The sequence below is a fragment of the Acinetobacter sp. CY79 genome (assembly GCF_059515845.1).
Genome location: NZ_JCAKMY010000014.1, coordinates 19,997 through 41,766, shown reverse-complemented (window position 1 = coordinate 41,766; position 21,770 = coordinate 19,997). Strand labels below are relative to the sequence as shown.

Sequence of the window (21,770 nt, the reverse complement as noted above, 5' to 3'; positions counted from 1 at the left end):
AATAAGTTTAATGCAAGCAAGCCATGACCAAAATCAATCCGTTCAAGCTCTACAAAGTACATTAACTTCACCAGAAAAATTTAAGGTGGCCATTATAGGCTCTGGTTTTGGTGGGCTGGCAGCCGCTATCAGACTTCTACAAAGTGGTATAAATGATTTTATCATTTTAGAAAAAGCGGATGATGTCGGTGGAACTTGGCGTGAAAACCAATATCCTGGTGCTGCTTGTGATGTTCAGTCGCATATGTATTCCCTGTCCTATGCACCCAAAACGGATTGGTCGAAGCGCTATGCGGAAGCCCCTGAAATTTTCCAATACATTCAGAGTTTGATCAAAGACTTTCAACTCAAACAATATATTCGCTTCAATCACGAGGTGACATCAACACGTTATGATGAAAATCTATGCCAGTGGAGTATTGAGACGAAACAAGGTTCAAACATTCAAGCTCAATTTTTAATTTTTGCTTCTGGCCCTTTGCATGTTGCACAAATTCCTAAAATTAAAGGCATTGAAAAATTTAAGGGCAAGGTTTTCCATTCTTCACATTGGCAACATGATTATGATTTAACAGGTAAAAATGTTGCTTCGATTGGTACAGGTGGAAGTGCGATTCAATATATCCCTGAAATCGCCCCACAAACCAATCAACTCTATGTATTCCAACGCACAGCAGCATGGGTGATCCCCCGTGATGAACGTGCTTACAATCCTCTCGATAAAAAATTATTTGCAAAATTTGATTGGTTCCGTAAATTACATCGTGCTCGCCTTTATTGGTCAAATGAATCCCGCGTTGTTCCGATTGTAAAACCAAAAATGATGAAGGCAGGACAAAAGCTTGCTGAACTCTTTATCAAATACCAAGTGAAAGATGAAGCCATCGCGGCAAAACTTACCCCTGACTACACCATGGGCTGTAAACGAATTTTAGTTTCTAATAAGTATTTTCCTACCTTTAATCGCCCAAATGTTGAACTCATCACAGACGCCATTCAAGAGCTGACCGAAGACAGCATCATTACCAAAGATGGTCAAGAACGAAAGATTGATTGTCTCATTTATGGAACTGGCTTTATTACCGATCCTAGAATTTACCTAAAATCTTTTGAATGCATCGGCGAAAATGGACTTGAACTCAAAGATGCATGGAAAGAAGGTGCGGAAAGCTTTTATGGCATAGCAACCAAAGGTTTCCCGAATTTATTTCAATTGTTAGGGCCCAATACCGTTCTAGGTCATAATTCTGTAATTTTCATGATTGAATCCCAAGTCAATTATATTGTTCAACTGATTCAATCTGTTGAAAAATATCGTACGCAAGCTGTTGTGGTGAAAGACAAAGTTCAAGATGATTTTAATGCACATATTCAGAAACAATTTACTGGCACCGTATGGCAGTCAGGTTGCGTGAGCTGGTATCAACAAGAGGGTGGTAAAAACTTCTCATTATGGCCCTCTTATACTTGGAAATATTGGTTAAACACTAAGAAACCTAATTTAGCGGATTATCGTTATTTGAATCCTAAAGCCTAAATTTTTAAGCCATACCAAAGCTCAATATATGCATATAAATCGCATTATTATGAATAAAAAGTCATTTTAACTTAAGCATTAGTGGTCATAATAAACAGGAATAAACTTCCTGCTTAATGATATGCAATCTCTGTGGCTTATTTTCCAACTTTTATTTTGTTTATTTTTAGGGTTCGTTTTCGCAAGACGCTTGCCGAAATGGTTTGAAGCCCTGTGCTTTAAAGTTCTACCTTATTTTACATACTTATTATTGATCGCTATTGCGATCGAGTTTTCGCACACATTAAATAATATTGCGAGCCCTGGATTGATCTTAACTAATGCCATAACCATTGCATTATTGACATCGATCGGCGCGTTTGGTTGTTGTTATCTGCTTTACAAAATGATTGGCGTACAACCCACTCAAGGCAAGGTTTCAACGGATTTACTTTTTAAGTCTTTAATTAACATCAGTTATGCATTTATTGCATTGGGCATTGGTTATGGCATTGCAGAGATTGGCTTAAGATTTGATTATCAAATCCTATTCAGCTCGTGGAACTTACTACTCGTTTTCATGTTCTTAATTGGTCTAGACCTCGCCTACTCTCCACTGGATCGTTCATGGCTCAATTGGAAAATTTTACTGGTGCCATTCGGCTGTATCTTGGGATCACTGCTTGGCGCATTTGCATCCATGTTACTTATTCAAAATATTAGCCTCAAAGATTTGATCATGCTGTCACAAGGTTATGGCTTTTACTCTATGACAGGCATCGTCGTCACTGAATTAAGAAATGCTGAACTAGGCAGTATCGCGTTGATGAATGATCTGTTTAGAGAAATATTTGCCATTTTATTTATGTATTTGATTGGCTGGCGCTATCCACGCTCGGCAATTTCTTCAGCAGGTGCAACTGCGATGGACGTGACTTTACCCATGGTGAAACAGTCATGTGGAAATGAGTTTATACCACATGCGATGGTCAGTGGGTTTATCCTTTCAGTACTCGCACCGATTATTGTGAGTTTATTGGCTGCATTTTAAAATCAATATGTCTTGCAAAATATCATTCAACAAAAAATCAGCTCATTGAGCTGATTTTTTAAATTTAAATTAATGCTTATTACTTCGACAAAGCTTTTTCTATATCTTCTTCTAAAGCTTCAGGCTTGGTGGTCGGTGCGTATCGATTGAGCACTTTACCATCTTTGCCAATGAGAAATTTAGTGAAGTTCCATTTGATCCCGCTCCCCAAAACCCCTTTACTGTTATTGGTCAGGTAACGAAAAATCACATGCGCATTGGCACCCTTCACATCTACTTTGGCGAACATCGGGAAAGAAACACCATAATTTTTCTGACAAAAACTGCCGATTTGGTCATTCGATCCTGGATCTTGCCCCCCAAACTGATTACATGGGAAGCCCAAAACTTCAAACCCTTGGTCTTTATACTTCTGATACAGCTTTTCTAAACCAGCAAACTGGGGTGTAAAACCACACTTGCTTGCGGTATTTACAATCAACAACACTTTCCCAGCGTAGTCAGAAAATTGTTTATTTTGTTCATTTAACAACTCAGCTTCGAACTGATAGATGTCTGTCATGGATAGGTTTCCTCATCATTTTTTTCTTGTGTCTTGAGTTCTAATGACGCTGAATTTACACAATAACGAAGCCCTGTAGGCTCTGGACCATCTTCGAACACATGCCCCAAATGCGCATCGCAGTTATGGCAAATGATTTCAGTACGGTACATGCCTTGTGTAAAATCATCTTGTTCTTCAACCACTGTCGGTGTGATTGGTCTAAAAAAGCTTGGCCAACCGCAACCACTGTCATATTTGGTTTCAGATGAAAATAACTGTTCTCCACAGCAACGGCAAGTGTAAATTCCCGATTGTTTGGTATTCCAATATTTACCTGTAAAAGCTTGTTCCGTCCCCTTCTGACGGGTAATACGGAACTCTTCAGGTGATAACTCTCTTTGCCATTCACGGTCTGATTTATTGATCTTACCCATGATTACGTCCCTTTATATCGTGCATTAAAATAGGATAATCCTATATTTACGTCATTCATTTTCAAATTTCTAGTATTAATTTTACAAATTACAAAACATATAAAAGGATTTTAAAAGCAAAAAGGAAGCAAATTAATCTCAACAAAGTAAGCAATTCTTAGTTTGCATGCTTTTTTGTGAGCAAAATAAGTGTTAATCTAGAGTAATTCTTGCTCAGGATTAAAAAATGTCGCAGAAAAAAAGCGTAATTTTTAAAAATCTGCTTCCTGTGATTAAACAATATCAACAGGCAGGATTTACGCATGAAAAAATCGTTGGTTTACTCAGAGATGAGCATCAACTCGATTTGGTCACCACAGAGACTTTTAAAAGCTATTTATACCGTTATGCAAAAGTGACCTCCACTCAATCAGAGAACATTAAAATGCCGAACACATTTCAATCTCCACGCAAAATAAAAAAATCGTCTAAGCTCGAGCATGTATGCTACGACATCCGTGGACCTGTGTTACGTGCCGCCAATGAGATGGAAGAAGCGGGTCATAAAATTATTAAACTGAACATTGGCAACCCTGCTCCATTTGGTTTTGAAGCACCGCAAGAAATTATTAACGATGTGGCACTCAACCTTCCAAATGCGATTGGTTACACCGATTCAAAAGGGATTTTTCCTGCACGTAAAGCCGTATGCCAGTATTATCAACAAAAAGGCATCTTTGATATGCATGTCAATGACGTGTATATCGGTAATGGCGTCTCTGAGTTGATTGTGATGGCAATGCAAGGGTTACTAGACGATGGCGATGAAATGCTCGTTCCAATGCCTGATTATCCTTTATGGACTGCTGCGGTAAATCTTTCGGGTGGTACGGCGATTCACTATAAATGTGATGAAGAAGATCACTGGTATCCAGATATCGCGGACATGGAAAGTAAAATCACACCCAATACTCGCGGTATCGTAATTATTAACCCGAATAACCCAACCGGTGCAGTCTATCCACGCCATGTCTTAGAAAAAATTGTGGCACTTGCAAAGAAATATGATCTGATTTTATTTGCAGATGAAATTTACGACAAAATCATTTATGACGGTATAGAACACGTGTCTGTCGCTGCGCTTGCAGGTGATCAACTCTGTGTATCATTCAATGGTTTATCCAAATCATACCGAATTGCAGGTTTCCGTTCAGGTTGGATGGCGATTACAGGTGATAAAAAGCGTGCTTCAGACTACATCGAAGGTCTAGACATGCTTGCTTCTATGCGTTTATGTGCAAACCATCAAGCACAGTATGCCATTCAAACCGCATTAGGCGGTTATCAGTCGATTAATGACTTGATTCGTCCGGGTGGCCGCTTATACGAACAGCGAAATATCGCTTGGCAAATGCTCAATGAAATCCCAGGTGTCAGCTGTGTGAAACCTGAAGGGGCAATGTATTGCTTTCCAAAACTCGATCCAAATATTTATCCTGTTGAAGATGATGAACAATTGATGTTGGATCTGCTGCGTGCTGAAAAAGTATTATTGGTTCAAGGTACAGGATTTAACTGGCCAACGCCTGATCATTTCCGTGTGGTGTTCTTACCTGCTGAAAATGAGCTTCGCGAAGCGATTAATCGTTTAGGACGTTTCTTATCGAAGATGCGTTAATTCTATTGATTAATCTCTGGAAATGATTAAGTTCTAAAAACATAAAAGCCCTGATGATCAAAATCAGGGCTTTTTTTGCTTTATCATTTTTAATGATCAATATTTTTTTTATATTTTCATTTTGATATATCACTTCACTGTTAATATCGTTTATGGTCGAAGTGGTACAAAAAATGCTCGGAAAGTATAGAATTTAATAAGGATAGATCATGAAAAAAACGTTAACAGCATTAACCCTCAGCTTGGGTTTACTTTTACCCATTACAAGTTTTGCTAAAAATAATGTCGTGGTGGTTGCCACTGGTGGCACGATTGCAGGTGCAGGCGCAAGCTCAACCAATAGTGCGACCTACACAGCCGCAAAAGTTCCTGTCGATCAACTTCTGACTGCAGTCCCACAAATCCAAAATCTTGCGAATGTGAGTGGCGTTCAAGCCATGCAAGTGGCTTCTGAAAGTATTACAGATAAAGAACTTTTGTCTTTAGCCCGTCAAGTCAATGATCTCGTCAAAAAATCAGATGTTAATGGTGTCGTGATTACACATGGTACAGATACTTTAGAAGAAACAGCCTTCTTTTTAAATTTGGTGGTGCATACAGATAAACCGATTGTTCTTGTAGGCTCAATGCGTCCTTCTACTGCACTTTCAGCAGATGGCCCTTTGAATCTTTATAGTGCAGTTGCTTTAGCGGCGGACGATACAGCTAAAGGAAAAGGTGTCTTCATCCTGATGAATGACAGCATTTTTGCTGCTCGCGATGTGACAAAATCAATTAACTTACATACCGATGCTTTCGAGAGTCAATGGGGAGCTTTAGGCACACTTATCGAAGGAAAATCATATTGGTTTAGACAGTCGACTAAACGCTTTAATAACAAATCAGAATTTAATATCGAAAATATCAAAGGTGATGGATTACCCCTTGTTCAAATCGTTTACGGTTCTGGCAACATGGTTCCAGATGCCTATCAAGCTTATGCCAAGGCAGGTGCAAAAGCGATTATCCATGCGGGTACGGGTAACGGCTCAGTCGCAAAAAATATTGTGCCCACTTTGACTGAGCTACAAAATCAAGGAGTTCAAATCATCCGCTCTTCACGAGTTCCGAAAGGTTTCGTACTACGCAATGCTGAACAACCTGATGACAAATACGGATGGGTGGTTGCACATGACTTAAACCCTCAGAAAGCCAAACTCTTGGCGGCATTGGCTTTAACCAAGACTAAGGATGCAAAAGAGATTCAGCGAATGTTTTGGGAATATTAAAAGATAATTTTGCCCATCAATGAAATAAAAAAGCACTTTAAGGTGCTTTTTTATTTGGATAGTTTTTGATTAGTCTTCTTGAAGTTCTTGTACTTTATTTAAATCTTTTTTCAATCCAAAACCACCAACACTATATATTTCTGACAATTTATCTTTAGCTTCTTTATGACACAGCCTAGCAGCTTTTTCATAGAACTCGGCTGCTTTCGTATAATTTTTACTAACACCCTCACCTTCAGCATACATATTCCCTAGATTATAGTAAGCATGTCCAATATCTTGACTAGCAGACAATGTAAATAGTCGTTTAGCCTCACTATAGCTTTGTTGGACACCTTCACCATACTGATAAAGTAGACCCAAATTATTTTGTGCGTCAGCATTATTTTGTGCAACAGCTAATTTATAATATTTAACTGCTTTGACAATATCTTTCGGAACATCTTCTCCCTCATCAAATAAAACACCTAGTTCAAATTGGGCAAGATCTAAACCTTGGTCTGCAGCTTTAGTCAGTAAGAAAATAGCTTTTTCAGGGTTACTCTCAACGCCATCCTCTCCCTCTATCAATATTTGTGCTAACTCATAATGTGAAAGCAAATGTCCTTTACTGATTGCTTTTGAATACCATTGAACTGCTTCCACATTATTTTCTTCTACACCCTCGCCATAATCTAATAAGTATGCGGTTGAATATTCAGCTTTAACATGACCTTTTTCTGCTGCCTTCTTAAACCATTTAAAAGCTTCTTCTAGGTTTTCTTCAACACTAACTCCATTATAATAGGCTTCACCTAAATCATACTCAGCTTGGGCTTGACCTTCTTTTGTATTTTTTAATAAATTCTCACTAAAATCTTTTTGTGCACAAGCAGTAAGTGTAAACGTCATACCAATAAAAATACTGATCAATATTTTTTTCATTTAATTTAAGTGCTCATAAATTTTATTTTTGTTGACGAAGTTTAGTCTTTACTTAATACGCATTCAAGCATTTCATTTTATGAACAGATAATTGATCTTTTTACTTTTGTTCATTACCTCAGACTAAGAGCGTGTTAAAATATTTTTTGATCTAGCGAAGGATTCATTTATGCAGTTTGTTCATCTTGGTATTCATACAGAATTTTCGATTACTGAATCGATCGTACGTATACCTGATCTCATGAAATCTGCAGTAGATGATCAAATGCCTGCTTTGGCAATGACTGATCTTTCAAACTTACACGCGGCTGTAAAGTTTTACACCTCTTGCCTAAAAAAAGGCATTAAACCTATTTTAGGTGGTGTAATTCGACTCAATGATGAGTCCCATCGTGTCACTTTACTGGCGATGAATAATACAGGCTGGCGTAGTCTGACCGAAATTATTTCCCGTGGTTTTATCGAAGGTCAGCAACTCGGTATTCCTTGCGTTAAAAAAGAATGGGTACTTGAACAGTCAAATGACATCATTGCCTTACTGGGTATGCAAAGTGATGTCGGAGAAATGCTCTGCTCGGGCAACCCACAAAAAGCCGAACCTCTGCTTGAAGAATGGATCGCAAAATTTGGGAATCGAGTTTATCTTGCGCTGACACGTACAGACCGCCCGAATGAAGAAGCATTTATACAAGAAGCTGTAAAATTAGCAGCCAAATATCAAATTGGTGTGGTCGCACATAATGACGTACATTTTATCAATGCTGAAGACTTTGAAGCCCATGAAGCACGTGTCTGTATCGCAGATGGTTACGTTCTAGGTGACAATCGTCGCCCACGCACCTACAGCCCTGAACAATATTTCAAAACCTCTGAGCAAATGGTTGATCTATTCTCAGACCTACCAAGTGCCATTGAAAACACAGTTCAAATCGCAAAACGCTGTAACGTCTCTTTGCAATTGGGTAAATACTTTTTACCCGACTATCCAATTCCAGAAGGTCATACCATTGACACCTTCTTTGCTCATTTATCTGAGCAAGGTTTGGAAGAACGTCTTGCTCATCTTTACCCTGTTGATCAACGGGATGAAGATTGGCCTGAGATTCGCAAGCCCTATGATGAACGTCTAGCATTTGAAATTAAAATCATTAACTCCATGGGATTCCCGGGCTACTTCCTCATTGTCATGGACTTCATTCAATGGTCTAAAAATAATGGTGTTCCCGTTGGTCCAGGTCGTGGTTCAGGTGCAGGTTCTTTGGTTGCATATAGCTTAAAAATTACCGACCTAGACCCGCTTCCATATGGACTCCTGTTCGAACGATTCTTAAACCCAGAACGTGTATCAATGCCCGATTTCGACGTCGATTTCTGTATTGCTGGTCGTGACCGTGTCATTGACTATGTCGCACGGACCTATGGTCGTGATGCCGTTTCGCAAATTGCAACTTTCGGTACCATGGCTGCCAAAGGGGCGATTCGAGATGTCGCACGCGTACTGGGCAAATCTTATGGTTTAGCCGATCGTATTTCGAAGATGATTCCAACCAAACCCCTCGGTTTGAACTTGCTAGAGTCGATTGAAGCAGAACCCCAACTGAAAGACATTGTGACCAATCCATCGAATCCAGATCATGAAGATGCTGCAGAGATTTGGGAAATGGCGCTCAAACTTGAAGGCATTACTCGAAATACAGGTAAACATGCCGGCGGTGTGGTCATTGCACCGACCAAGATCACAGACTTCTCCGCGGTCATGTGTGAAGAAGATGGTACAGGTCGTGTCGCTCAATTTGATAAGGATGATGTCGAATCTGCAGGTCTGGTCAAGTTTGACTTTTTGGGGCTTCGAAATTTAACGGTCATTGAAGATGCGATTCAGCATATCAATCAACGCGTAAAATTTGATACGCCTCTCAAAATTGAAAATATTCCACTCAACGATAAAGCAGCCTATTCCATCTTCGCGGATGCCAACACCACAGCAGTGTTCCAGTTTGAATCCGTGGGCATGAAAAAGATGCTGAAAGAAGCACGCCCTTCAAAGTTTGAAGAAATTATCGCATTCGTGTCGTTATATCGTCCCGGTCCGATGGATCTGATTCCTGACTTTATCCATCGTATGCATGGCGGTGAGTTCGAATATCTTCATCCATTGCTAGAAGGGGTTCTTGAGCCAACTTATGGGATTATGGTGTATCAAGAACAAGTGATGCAGGCAGCGCAGTATTGTGCAGGTTATAGCCTGGGTGGTGCGGATTTACTTCGCCGTGCCATGGGTAAGAAAAAGCCTGAAGAAATGGTGAAACAACGCCAAATCTTCATCGAGGGTGCTGCTCAGAAAGACATTGATGAACAAACGGCAAACCATATCTTTGACTATATGGAAAAGTTCGCAGGTTATGGTTTCAACAAATCACATGCCGCTGCCTACGCCCTCGTCGCCTATCAAACAGCATGGTTGAAAGCACATTATCCTTCAGAGTTTATGGCTGCTGTTCTAACATCTGAAATGCAAAATACGGACAGCATTGTATTTTTGATTGACGATTGTCGAAATAATGGACTCGACGTATTACCACCTTCAGTCAATATGTCGATTTACCAATTCCATGCGACAGATGAAAATACGATTGTTTATGGTTTAGGCGCGATCAAAGGTGTCGGCGAAGCCGCAATGCAATCAGTGATTGATTCACGCAAACAACTGGGTCCATTTAAAGATCTTTTTGATTTCTGCCATCGTATCGACCTAAAGAAAATCAACAAACGGACGCTTGAAGCTTTAATTCGCTCAGGCGCTTTGGATTGTTTAGGCATTGAACGCTCAAGCCTGATGGCTCAACTGCCAGAGGCCGTACAAGCAGCGGATCAAGCACGTTCAAACCGTGAATCAGGTATCATGGATTTGTTTGGTGAAGTCGAAGAAGTTCAGCGTAAGCCTGCCAAACCTGTTAAACCTTGGTCAGATGAAGTCCGTTTAAAAGGGGAAAAAGATACACTTGGATTGTATCTAACAGGTCATCCAATTGATGTTTATCGCCCTGAACTCAAATCATTTATTTCACAAAAAATTAATGAATTGACACCTACACGTCGTGGCGTGACTACGGTATTTGCTGGATTGGTAGTCGATGTTGCTAACTTCCCGAACCGTATGATGATCACGTTAGATGATGGTACGGCACGGATTGAAGTGTCAGCCAATCATGAACGCTTCCAACGTTTCAAAGAGATCATTGTCACTGAACAAGTGGTGGTGATTGAAGGCGAAATCTATGAGCGTGAAGGTTTTGACCGCCCAATGGGTCGACTCACCAAAGCTTTTACCTTAAATGAAATTCGTCAGAAACGTGCCAATTGCATTCAGATCAAGCTTGATGCTGAGCACATGAGTAAAACACTCAGCTCAGACTTACAAAAAATTATTCTCCCTTATTGTAATGTCGATATGTGTAATCACATTCCACTACACATTCTTCTCGATTATCCATATGCGACTGCAGAACTCCATTTAGGGGTCAATTGGAAAGTTGCACCTTTAGATGCTTTGCTTTCTCAACTGCGTGATTATTTCGGCAAAGAAGCACTTCATGTGGAATATCAAGTCAAATCAAAAGCGGCGAAGAGTAAAGCTGCCGATCCAAATCAGACTTATCCGCTTGCACCACCTCCCAATGATGTAAGCATGGATGAAGCGATGGATCTGTATCAAGCTGAAGCCAGCCAATACTCTTAAACCGTCGCTAAACTACTGCTCAAATTTGGAATAATTATGGATATTATTGATAATGCAGCTGTTGCAGCGCATTTAAGCCATGTACGTATTGTCATGGTCAACACCACGCTTCCTGCCAATATTGGTAGCGCTTTACGCGCAATGAAAACCATGGGGCTGTGTAAGTTAGTACTCGTTTCACCGAAAACGTATCCACATCCTGATATAGATGCATTGGCTGCGGGTGCGACAGATCTGATCGATCAAATTGAAATTGTAGAAACATTAGAAGACGCGATTAAAGATTGTCATATTGTGTTTGGAACCAGTGCACGTAGTCGTACTATTCCTTGGCCGCTACTCGATGCGCGTCCTGCCGCACAGAAATCCATGAAAGCTGTGCTGCAAGAACAACAAGAAATTGCAGTGATCTTTGGTCGTGAAGACCGCGGATTAACCAACGAAGAACTGGCTTTAGCAAATTTTCATGTCACCATTCCTGTCAATACCGATTACGGCGTATTGAATGTTGCTCAAGCCATTCAAATTATTTGCTATGAAATGCGCATGGCGACGACTGAGCTGATGGAACATGAAGTGGATGATAAAGCCACCATGAAAGTCACTGAAGATGATGCGATGGAGTGGGATGAGCCATTGGTTACGCATGAACAAATGGAACAGTTCTATCCGCATATTCAAAAAATGCTGGAAGAAATTGAATTTTTAGATCCTAAAAACCCACGATTATTACCATTACGCTTGCGTCGTTTGTTCGGACGTATACAATTAGATCGTATGGAATACCATCTACTTAGAGGTATTTTCAGTCGTGTTCAAGCTTTGAACAAAGGGACATGGAAAAAATCTACTTTAGATCAAACAAAAACTGAGGATCAAACAAATGCTTAAACAGCTCAGAGAAGATGTCAAAGCTGTATTCGCGCGCGATCCTGCTGCTCGAAATACATTTGAAGTTTTGGCGACCTATCCAGGCATTCATGCACTGATCATGCATCGAGTTGCCCATAAATTATGGGTCAAAGACTGTAAAACTTCAGCGCGTATGCTTTCTTCTTTTAGCCGTTTTGCCACAGGTATTGAAATACATCCAGGCGCAAAAATTGGTAAACGTTTTTTTATCGATCACGGTATGGGCATTGTGATTGGAGAAACCGCAGAAATTGGTGATGATGTTACGCTTTATCATGGTGTCACCTTAGGTGGAACAACCTGGAATAAAGGCAAACGTCATCCAACCCTTGAGGACGGCGTTATTGTCGGTGCGGGGGCCAAAATTTTAGGGCCATTTACTGTTCATAAAAATGCTAAAGTCGGTTCAAATGCCGTTGTGACTAAGGAAGTTCCTGAAGGTGCCACTGCAGTCGGCAACCCTGCCCGATTTATTTTAAAGAATAAACCACTAGAAAATGAGCAAGAATCACGCCGTCGCGATTATGCTGAGCAAATTGGTTTCCAACCTTATGCGATGACACAAGATCAATCTGACCCAATGATCGATGGCATGCGTGTTTTATTGGATCGTATTCAACAAAATGAAATTCGCATGAACACACTTTGTCAGCGTTTATCTTTGCTTGATCCCACTTTTGATAAGTCACAACCTGTTCAACGCCCATTTAGCGAAGAAGAGTTAAAGATTATTGAAGAAGTTCGTCGTGAATGCGAAACCCAAACATTTCAATCTAAAGCTTAATGTATAAATTTTAATAACAACACTGAATTATGGTTGCATGTTGTTCTGGCATTTTTTAGACTGAGCAACATGCATTTATCAACACTTACAACAATATATCGGAAATCATTATGACCATTAAGCCTCTGGTATGTGCGATTATCGCATCAACTTTCATTGTCGGATGTAGTACATCTTCTATTAAAACGAGCAAAATAAACAATGATCCGATCTACTACACTGAACCTGATCTAAGTGCCCCTTTTTACGCACTGAATCCTTTTGACTACACCAAGCCTCCTGTATTTGAACTTGAGTTAAAAAAAGCAGCTGCTGCACCTTTAAACAAACTTGAAGTGACCGATCCTAAAACACAGAAAAAGCTGATTTTAGATACCAATAAACTCATTATTCCAACGATTAATAGCAAAACACGTGCAATGAAATATGCAGTGCTTGCCGGTCAAAATGAAATAGACATTACTGAAATTGATGATTTCTTACAAATGGTAGAAGGTAAAGCGCGTCATTATCCACCACGTTTTACAGACCGCCAAGAACGTTACGGTTTTGAAGCAAAGTTAAAACAAGTCTCTGCACAACTAGATGAGCTTGCATCGAAAGATAATGCATCTTTTGATATTTTAGTCCGTGCTTTTAAAGCGAGTGTGATGGGTCGTAATTTGGACTTAGGTTCAAGTTACACCACGAAATCTTTAAAATATGCTTCTCAAATTTTAAAATTAAATAAAGAAGATGCTGAAGCAAACTTCTGGTTTGGTTTCTCATTGTCTGAAGGTGGTGGTCAAAAAGAAGCAACCCCTTATATTGATAAAGCGATTAAAGCTGGTGTTCAAGAGGCCTATCTCGTTGCCGCAAATAACTACATTTATTTAGGTCAAAAGAAGAATGCTGTACAAACTCTAAAAAACTACAAAGTGAAATATCCTGAAGAAGGCGAAATTGCAGATCGCCTCATCAGTGAGATTGAGAAACAAGGGCGATACAATGTTTGGCAAATTCTAAACAATCCTGCTCAATCATAATTTTAAAAATTAATTTTTAGAATCCTAAAATAGACTGATTTTTCAGTCTATTTTTTTTGAATGGTCACTTTCAATTTCTAAAATTTAACGTATGATTTTAAATGACTCATTCATTGTACAAATACGATGCCAATCAAAATCATAATAAATAGCACAATCTATCAGAAAAAATTAATTGTCCTGATTGCCAGCATCCCACTTTTCATCAGTGGCTGCCAAGTTGTCAGCGTGAAAAATCAAGCACTGAATGTCTCCATTGCCAATGAACGTGACAGTATTTTAACGCGTAAAAAAATGAGTGAAGCAAGCCTCAACGTATTGTCCATGACAGGTGGTGAAGCAGATGTTTGTACCGATGATCCTGAAAAATGTACAACAGAACTTAAAAAAATTCCGCAAATTCAAGATGAACAACTTCTTTCAACAGCAAGTGAAGCCTACCTCACCAAAGCATTAGCATTGAGTCAAAAATCCGAATGCTCCATAGGTTTAATCAATAAATATCAATCTGAAGAGAAAAAGGCTGCCCATCAGAAAACCTATAATGCCTGTCTAGATGAACAACTTGCATTATTAGATCAAAGTATTCGCTACAGTTATGCTTATTTGTTTAAAACCAAACGCCACCCGAGTGAACGTCTGTTTGATAACCGACAAGTACAAATCCGAGATTTTTATAACCAAGCTTTGGCCAAACTGATCACCAACTATGGTCTAAGATATACCCAAGAACGTGTACCCAAAGAGATTAAAGTCGGTAAAAGCATTTATAAAGTCAATTACAGCGACTATCCACAAATTGCCAATACCAAACTCGATAGCTTAATGTCGAGTTATAATCTGAACTTTTCAGGATTAAGATCAACCAACCGTCGTGATGGTTTCGGTTCTGAGTTTGTTGCCACACTTCCTGCACCGAATAATGACGATGTAGGTAAATATATTGTTGATCCGATGAATCACCAATATAAAAATGGGGTCAATCCAAATATCCATGAACCTCGTTATTTATCCGTCACGATCACAGCTCAACCACAAGTCAGCAACACCATTGATGACATCTTATACAATCCAAATTTTCAGCTGAATATCTTTGACCCCTATAGTATTGAGCAACTAAAAATTGGGAATAATACCTACCCTCTGGCGGCGAATTTCTCTGCGCCTTATGGATTATGGCTTGCTGAAAATAAGCTCGGCGCAGCCGCTTATTTGAGTTTGATTGACCGTGACAACAGCATTACCATGCCGCAATTGTTTAAACTCGAACCTTATAATCCGAACAAAAAAATTATTGTTTTAGTCCATGGATTGGCGAGTAGTCCTGAAGCATGGATTCGCTTGACCAACGATATCATGGGCGATCAAATCCTTCGTGAACATTATCAAGTGTGGCAAGTCTTTTATTCGACCAATATGCCTATTTTAGAAAGCCATTTTCAAATTGATGCTTTAATTCGACAATCTTTCGCGACTTTAGATCAAGATTCTCCTTCTACCAAAGATGCAGTTTTAATTGGTCATAGTATGGGCGGGATTATCTCAAGATTATTGGTGAGTCAAGCCGATTTGACTCAACCTGCTTTAGCCTTGTTCAAATCTCAACAAATCCAAAAGTTCAAAAATGAACCTTTGTTTAAAGCACGCCTTACGATTGATCCCATTCCAAACTTTGATCGTGCCATTTTCATTGCAGCCCCACATAAGGGAACAGCTTTTGCTGACCGCTGGTTTACCAAAGCAGCACGTAGAATTATCAAGCTTCCAGGTGCATTCCTTGGCGCATTTGCCGATACCTTGACTGATCGCAATGTGAATGTAAAAGACTTTGTGAAAGATTTAGGTCATGGCTTAATTCAAAATGGTCCCAGCGATTTAAGTCATAATTCTAAATTTACTGAACTGACTGAAGATGTTGTTCCGACGAACAGGATCATTTTCCACAGTGTGATGGGTAATATCACAGAGAGTAAAGATCCGAAAATCATGAATGATGGAATTGTCCCTTACGAGAGTGCACATTTAAAAGGTGCAGCGTCAGAATTGGTTATTAAAGGTGGTCATTCTATTCAAGAAACGCCTGAAGCCGTTTTAGAACTACGACGTATCTTAAGACTGCATTTAACAGAACATGGTCTTTATAAACCTTGATTTTAATAAGCCTCTAGTAGAGGCTTTTTTATCGCATTCAACAATTCATGATCTTTTCCTACGAAATCTTGTAATTCAAGAAATCGAATCATGACTTTCTAAAGCACGTACTCATTAAAAGCACAGCATGCTTATATTCTAATTAATATTAAATTTGATAGTGTGATCTCAGCATAAATTAGGAGCACTCAAGATGTTAAAAACAGAACATAAATTATTTGAATGTGATGGTGTGGTGGTTATTCTTTGTTTGTTTAAAGACTGAATTCATCCGTTTGAAAATGGGGTAAAGGAAGATCAGCAGAAGCCATGAAAATAGTTTCGTGCTTAGACCCAGAAAACTCTGCAGCCAAAGTGTATAAACCACCTGCTAGATTTAGAATCATTTTACATTCCAGCATGACTTTTTTACCAATCTCTGTTACAGATAATCCTTTTGCGTGTTGACGGATAAAAAGTTGAACTTGTAATTCTGACTCTATATGTGCAATGGCTGCTGAAATTGATGGCGAAGAAACATGAATTTTTTCCGAAGCAATACTAATGCTACCGCTTTCTGCGGTGGCGACGAAATATTGCATTTGACGTAGTGAAATTCTGTTTAACACGATTAAATCCTAGTTAGGCACTCAGTGCAGTTTTATTCACACCTGATTACACCGTAACTGAAAAGCATAATGAATTCATTGCACACAGATTGACCCGCAACTTTCGATTCATATCTCCTACAACGCTGGTTTAATTACTCATCGGTAATCAGCTCTCCAAGTAATGATAGGTTGTTCAAGTTTCTCGGAAACTTAAGATCCTATGTAACGAACCAATCCAGCATCTCTGTCTATTACTCAATCTGCTTATAATGAAAATCTTCACTTATAAGATTTCTTGCACCAATAACATGCCTGAATGCACTATAAGTGAACATCTAATCTGAACTTTCTAGTGAACACATTTGGTGTTACATCCAAATTAAGAACTATAAATTTTCTATAATCTAGAAACATAGTGTTTTGCACCAATTCAGCGAATGACTAATGGGCTAGACTATATTTGCACATGTATAAAGCAAAAAGTTTGCCAAGTATGGATTGTTTAGGCTTTTAAAAGCACAAGCTTTAAACATATTCCTGAATGAATGCATTGTGTTACAACGGCTAGAAATGAAAACCTTAGTGCTCGATCGAATTGCACTGTTTGGTAACAGTGTACAAGATTCACTAGATTTAATAATTCAAGTCAGCCTGCCATACATTTACGCTCCACATCCTTTTAACTATGGCATTAGGATACTGCTATGAGTCGATTTCATTCATCAAAATAATCATTTTTTTAGACAAAGATCAAAAACTTCTCGATCAAAATTTTTAAATATTTTAAATGCGTTGTTTTTGGTAAGATCTAATACTGAAAATAGTCTAAATCGCTTAGGCTATTTAAGTATTATCACTTTTTTAATTTTTTGGATCTTAACTCTATGAGCTTTATGGAAAACATGACTGATTTCTCTACGCTAACACCCATGATGCAGCAGTACATGTCCGTAAAAGTTCAACATCCTCATTCGCTCATGTTCTATCGCATGGGAGATTTTTATGAGTTATTTTTTGATGATGCGCATAAAGCAGCCAAATTACTCGGCATTACTTTAACCCACCGTGGTAAAGCCAATGGAAATCCAATCCCAATGGCAGGCGTGCCCTACCATGCAGCTGAAGGATATTTAGCTCGCTTGGTCAAAAAAGGTGAAACCGTTGTAATCTGTGAACAGCTTGGAGAAGTCACAGGTAAAGGTCCTGTTGAACGTGGTGTCGTACGGATCATCACGCCAGGTACACTGACCGATGATGCTTTGCTCAATGCACACCAAAGCTCGAATTTAGTCTCCATTGCCATCCATCAAAATCAAATTGGTATTGCATTACTTGATTTAAGTGCAGGGATCTTTAAAGTACAACAACAAGAATATAAAGCTGAACATTTACCACTTGAACTTGCGCGTCTTATGCCAAGTGAATTGGTGATCAATGAAGATATCCAAGATCAAGCTTTAATTGAACAAATTAAGTCACTGATTGAATGCCCGATAACCAAAAGACCAAATGTTGATTTTAATTTAAACAATGCCCAAAAAACGCTCTGTGATCAGCTTGGGGTGTCAACACTTTCAGGCTTTGGAATAGATGAACTTCCCCTTGCAAAAGTGGCTGCAGCAGCACTGATTCACTATGCAAAAGAAACTCAGAAAACGGCACTTCCGCATATTCGCTCGATTAAGTTAGAACAAAGTAGTGACTTTATCGCACTTGATCCTGTTACACGTCGTAATTTGGAAATCATTGATCCTTTATTTGAACATGGCACTTCACTTTTCAACTTAGTCAACGATTGTCAAACAGCAATGGGTGGACGTTTATTAGCGCGTACCTTGATGCAACCGCTACGTGATACAGCATTATTAGATCAACGTCTAGATGCGATTGAGGTCCTACTCAAAGGGTACCATGAAGCGCCTATCCGATTAATTCTGAAAGAAATTAGTGATATTGAACGTGTATTGAGTCGTATTGCTTTAGGCAGTGCTCGCCCGAGAGATCTGGTTCAACTCCGTCAAGCTTGTGCACAAATTCCTTTTTTACGTCATGCATTACAGCCCATTGTCTCTCAGAATCAATCAACCCTTATTGAACAATTGAATGCTGAACTCGGTGATTTTAATGGGCTGCATTTCAGATTAATGAATGCCATTGTAGAAAATCCACCGGTTCTACTTCGCGATGGCAATGTCATTGCTGAAGGTTTTGACAGTGAATTGGATGAGCTTCGTCAAATCCGAGATCATGCAGGGCAATTCCTGATTGATCTTGAAAAGAGAGAACGTGAAAATACAGGGATTAACACGCTCAAAATCGGCTACAACCGTGTCAGTGGGTATTATATTGAGTTAACCCGTGCTCAAGCTGAGCAAGCACCTGATTCCTATATCCGCAGGCAAACCCTTAAAAATGCCGAGCGCTATATCACCCCTGAGCTGAAATCATTCGAAGATAAGGTTTTATCCAGTGAATCACGTGCATTGGCGCGAGAAAAAGCATTATTTGAAATGCTACTCGAGGAACTTCGACAAGATATTGCCAATTTGCAAATGATGAGTGCTGCGATTGCACAAATCGATTTAATCAGTAATTTTGCACATCAAGCACGTTTGTACAATTGGAATCGTCCTGAGTTTAGCCCTGAAATTGGCATTCAAATCAAAGCTGGTCGACATCCAGTTGTAGAGTCATTAATTAAGACACCTTATACACCAAACGATACACAACTTGATTTCAATCATCGTATGTCAATTATTACTGGCCCCAATATGGGCGGTAAATCGACGTTTATGCGCCAAACTGCCTTGATCAGTTTACTCGCTTACTGCGGCAGTTATGTGCCTGCTCAAGCAGCCAAACTCGGTCCAATTGATCGTATTTTTACTCGTATCGGTTCTGCAGACGATCTTTCTTCTGGAAAATCAACCTTTATGGTAGAAATGACTGAAACTTCGCAAATTTTACATCACGCAACCAATCAGTCATTGGTACTGATGGATGAAGTCGGTCGTGGCACCAGTACTTATGATGGGCTTTCACTGGCTTGGGCGTGTGTCTTAGACCTCACCAAACGTATTAAATGCCTATGTCTTTTTGCAACGCATTATTTTGAATTGACGGAATTGAGTCACGAACCATGTATTGAAAATTACCACGTCACCGCTAAAGAAATTAATGGTCAGTTGATCTTGTTACACAAAGTACAGCATGGTCCAGCCAGTCAGAGTCATGGTTTACAAGTGGCTAAACTGGCCGGTATTCCTGAAAGTGTGATTAAAGATGCACAACATCGTTTACGTATTTTAGAGAAACAACAGCATCAACCTGTGATACAGAAAGATTTATTTGAGCAAGATACTTTTTCTGAAATTGAAACTGTAGGACAGGTCGTTGAGAAAATCGTTGAAGTTGAAAAATCATCCCCTGCACTTGATGCTTTGAAAAATTTAGACGTCGACGATTTAACTCCTCGCCAAGCACTTGAACAGCTTTATCAACTGAAGCAATTATTGAAAGCATAATGCGCTTATTTATAAAATTCGTGAAATTTAAGTTCTATCCGAATGCTTGACTCGCCCAAGGATTTTGTTCGATTGCTTGATTCTTGAACTTAAGATTAGTGATAATGTTCAGAGTGGATCATTCTTTTTATACCGAATATCACACGATACATTTGATCTATTTGGATTATTTAATAACTTGCATTATCAATTTCATTAGCTCATTGGTCAATTTGTATAAATAAAATTGATTTAGTAGGTTCTTCTATATTAATTATCAATAAAAGGAATTGTTAGTTTGCTTCATTTTCCCTAAAATACAGCATTCGATATTAGAACCATATTTTTTAGGTAGCTGACGCCATGACCTTCGTTGTCACTGAAAATTGTATTAAATGTAAGTACCAAGACTGTGTGGAAGTATGTCCAGTTGACTGTTTCTATGAAGGTCCTAACTTTCTAGTCATCAATCCAGATGAATGTATTGACTGTGCTTTGTGTGAACCAGAGTGCCCTGCAAATGCAATTTTCTCCGAAGATGAGCTTCCAGAAGGCCAAGAAGTCTTCATTGAACTCAATGCTGAACTTGCTGAAAAATGGCCGAACATTACTCAAATTGGCGATCAACCAGCAGATCGTGAAGAATGGAATGGTAAGCCGAACAAATTAGAGCTTTTAGAAAAATAAGTGTGAAGAAGATCAGCTTTAGCTGGTCTTTTTTTATACCGAAATGGTACATTTTTTTGCAATTTATGCCAAATTCGTCCTTAAATTTAGACTAAACTAGATGCTTAGTTAAACTCAGTAAATACATATAATGAAACAAATTTTGAAGGGATTTGTAAGCCTCAGTATGATTTCACTGATGCTCATCGGATGTACATCTTCTCCTAAAAAAGGTCCAACCATACTTACGCAAAATGGTCAGCGTATTTATATTCCACAAGAAAAAATATTTTTAGATCGACCAGTAAAACCTAAAGTGATGCCTCAATCTTATAGTTCTTGGCTCATACAAGGTAACAATCAATCACGTGTGCGCGAATATGAAAGATTCCTAGAAAGTCATGATGTTGGTAACATTGTGCCAAGTTTTGAGTTGCTTAAATCTGCACGAGATTGGCAGAAATGTGGTAAATCAGAATATATGGTTCCTAGCCGTGAAATATGGGCCAATCAATTACCTACTTTAAAAGTATTTAAATACTTGGTAGCTGCAAAAGTCTTAACAGAATTTGAAGTAACCTCTGTTTATCGTGACCTTCCTTTAAATCAATGTGCTGGAGGTGCGAGTTCGTCTCGCCATCTCTATAATTCAGCCATTGATTTTAGAATTGGTCCTGAATTCCCACAGCCCGGCGATTATGCTTTTATTGAAAACTCCAAATTCAAGCTCTGTCAATTTTGGCAAAATCATGGTCAAAGTTTAAATATGGGGCTAGGCTTATATTCTTCAGGTCAGATTCATATAGACACTCAAGGTTATCGTACTTGGGGGCCTGATCTGACACGTAATACTTCACTCTGTCATTTCTAATGTCTAATTAAAAAAATGAGGTCTTCTGACCTCTTTTTTTATTTTGAACTATATTTTAATGATTTCAGAATTTATATTTTAATAAAAACGCATTGATCAAAGTTCAATAATCATTCATTAAGTTCTACAAAAATT

15 protein-coding genes and 1 pseudogene are annotated in these 21,770 nt (G+C 39.0%); 12 read left to right on the top strand and 4 right to left on the bottom strand.

All coding sequences use genetic code 11. The features are described 5' to 3' along the window. Positions 1-10: 10 nt before the first annotated feature. On the top strand, positions 11-1,537 hold the full coding sequence (locus AC5YCE_RS07455; RefSeq protein ID WP_496171571.1) for a flavin-containing monooxygenase: 1,527 nt from the start codon (positions 11-13) through the stop codon (positions 1,535-1,537). A gap of 121 nt (positions 1,538-1,658) precedes the next feature. Beyond that, the gene (locus tag AC5YCE_RS07450) at positions 1,659-2,567 is read left to right on the top strand and encodes a LysO family transporter (RefSeq protein WP_496126519.1); all 909 of its coding nucleotides are present in this window, start codon (positions 1,659-1,661) and stop codon (positions 2,565-2,567) included. Between the two features lie 79 nt (positions 2,568-2,646). Here the strand turns inward: AC5YCE_RS07450 and AC5YCE_RS07445 are convergent, their stop codons facing one another. Beyond that, positions 2,647-3,129, bottom strand: coding sequence for a glutathione peroxidase (locus AC5YCE_RS07445; protein ID WP_496126518.1), 483 nt, complete (start codon positions 3,127-3,129; stop codon positions 2,647-2,649). Beyond that, a complete protein-coding gene (gene msrB, locus AC5YCE_RS07440) occupies positions 3,126-3,545 on the bottom strand; it encodes a peptide-methionine (R)-S-oxide reductase MsrB (protein WP_496126517.1) in 420 nt (139 codons plus the stop codon). Before msrB ends, AC5YCE_RS07445 begins: the two co-directional genes overlap by 4 nt. 226 nt (positions 3,546-3,771) lie before the next feature. On the opposite strand from msrB, the gene AC5YCE_RS07435 reads away from it, so the two are divergent. Next, complete coding sequence (locus AC5YCE_RS07435; protein WP_496126516.1) at positions 3,772-5,202, top strand: pyridoxal phosphate-dependent aminotransferase; 1,431 nt, start codon at positions 3,772-3,774, stop codon at positions 5,200-5,202. A 209-nt stretch (positions 5,203-5,411) separates the two neighbouring features. Continuing rightward, positions 5,412-6,470 (top strand): asparaginase, encoded by a 1,059-nt coding sequence (locus tag AC5YCE_RS07430; protein ID WP_496171570.1) that lies wholly within the window; start codon positions 5,412-5,414, stop codon positions 6,468-6,470. Between the two features lie 69 nt (positions 6,471-6,539). Here AC5YCE_RS07430 and AC5YCE_RS07425 read toward each other — a convergent pair whose 3' ends face one another. Then, positions 6,540-7,394: a tetratricopeptide repeat protein gene (locus AC5YCE_RS07425; protein ID WP_496126514.1), complete on the bottom strand. Its 855-nt coding sequence runs from the start codon at positions 7,392-7,394 to the stop codon at positions 6,540-6,542. Between the two features lie 169 nt (positions 7,395-7,563). Here AC5YCE_RS07425 and dnaE point away from each other — a divergent pair, with 169 nt between their 5' ends. The 5 genes from dnaE (at position 7,564) to AC5YCE_RS07400 (ending at position 16,005) form a co-directional block, all read left to right on the top strand. Further along, positions 7,564-11,133, top strand: coding sequence for a DNA polymerase III subunit alpha (gene dnaE, locus AC5YCE_RS07420; RefSeq protein ID WP_496126513.1), 3,570 nt, complete (start codon positions 7,564-7,566; stop codon positions 11,131-11,133). Between the two features lie 36 nt (positions 11,134-11,169). Next, positions 11,170-12,024 carry an RNA methyltransferase gene (locus AC5YCE_RS07415; protein WP_496126512.1) on the top strand — a complete coding sequence of 285 codons (855 nt, stop codon included), beginning with the start codon at positions 11,170-11,172 and terminating at the stop codon, positions 12,022-12,024. Next, on the top strand, positions 12,017-12,829 hold the full coding sequence (gene cysE, locus AC5YCE_RS07410; RefSeq protein ID WP_496126511.1) for a serine O-acetyltransferase: 813 nt from the start codon (positions 12,017-12,019) through the stop codon (positions 12,827-12,829). Before AC5YCE_RS07415 ends, cysE begins: the two co-directional genes overlap by 8 nt. Positions 12,830-12,939: 110 nt before the next feature. Next, positions 12,940-13,854 carry an ABUW_2363 family tetratricopeptide repeat lipoprotein gene (locus AC5YCE_RS07405; protein WP_496126510.1) on the top strand — a complete coding sequence of 305 codons (915 nt, stop codon included), beginning with the start codon at positions 12,940-12,942 and terminating at the stop codon, positions 13,852-13,854. Positions 13,855-13,980: 126 nt separating this feature from the next. Continuing rightward, positions 13,981-16,005, top strand: coding sequence for an esterase/lipase family protein (locus tag AC5YCE_RS07400; RefSeq protein ID WP_496171569.1), 2,025 nt, complete (start codon positions 13,981-13,983; stop codon positions 16,003-16,005). A gap of 329 nt (positions 16,006-16,334) precedes the next feature. On the opposite strand, the pseudogene AC5YCE_RS07395 reads toward AC5YCE_RS07400, so the two are convergent. Continuing rightward, positions 16,335-16,613, bottom strand: a pseudogene (locus AC5YCE_RS07395) (LysR family transcriptional regulator); the annotation flags it as partial. Positions 16,614-17,479: 866 nt separating this feature from the next. On the opposite strand from AC5YCE_RS07395, the gene mutS reads away from it, so the two are divergent. The 3 genes from mutS (at position 17,480) to AC5YCE_RS07380 (ending at position 21,635) form a co-directional block, all read left to right on the top strand. Beyond that, positions 17,480-20,119: a DNA mismatch repair protein MutS gene (gene mutS / locus AC5YCE_RS07390; RefSeq protein WP_496171568.1), complete on the top strand. Its 2,640-nt coding sequence runs from the start codon at positions 17,480-17,482 to the stop codon at positions 20,117-20,119. 342 nt (positions 20,120-20,461) lie between these two features. After that, positions 20,462-20,785, top strand: a complete 324-nt coding sequence (gene fdxA / locus AC5YCE_RS07385) for a ferredoxin FdxA (protein WP_496126507.1) — start codon at positions 20,462-20,464, stop codon at positions 20,783-20,785. Between the two features lie 130 nt (positions 20,786-20,915). Continuing rightward, positions 20,916-21,635, top strand: coding sequence for a D-Ala-D-Ala carboxypeptidase family metallohydrolase (locus tag AC5YCE_RS07380; RefSeq protein ID WP_496171567.1), 720 nt, complete (start codon positions 20,916-20,918; stop codon positions 21,633-21,635). The last annotated feature ends 135 nt before the right edge of the window (positions 21,636-21,770 follow it).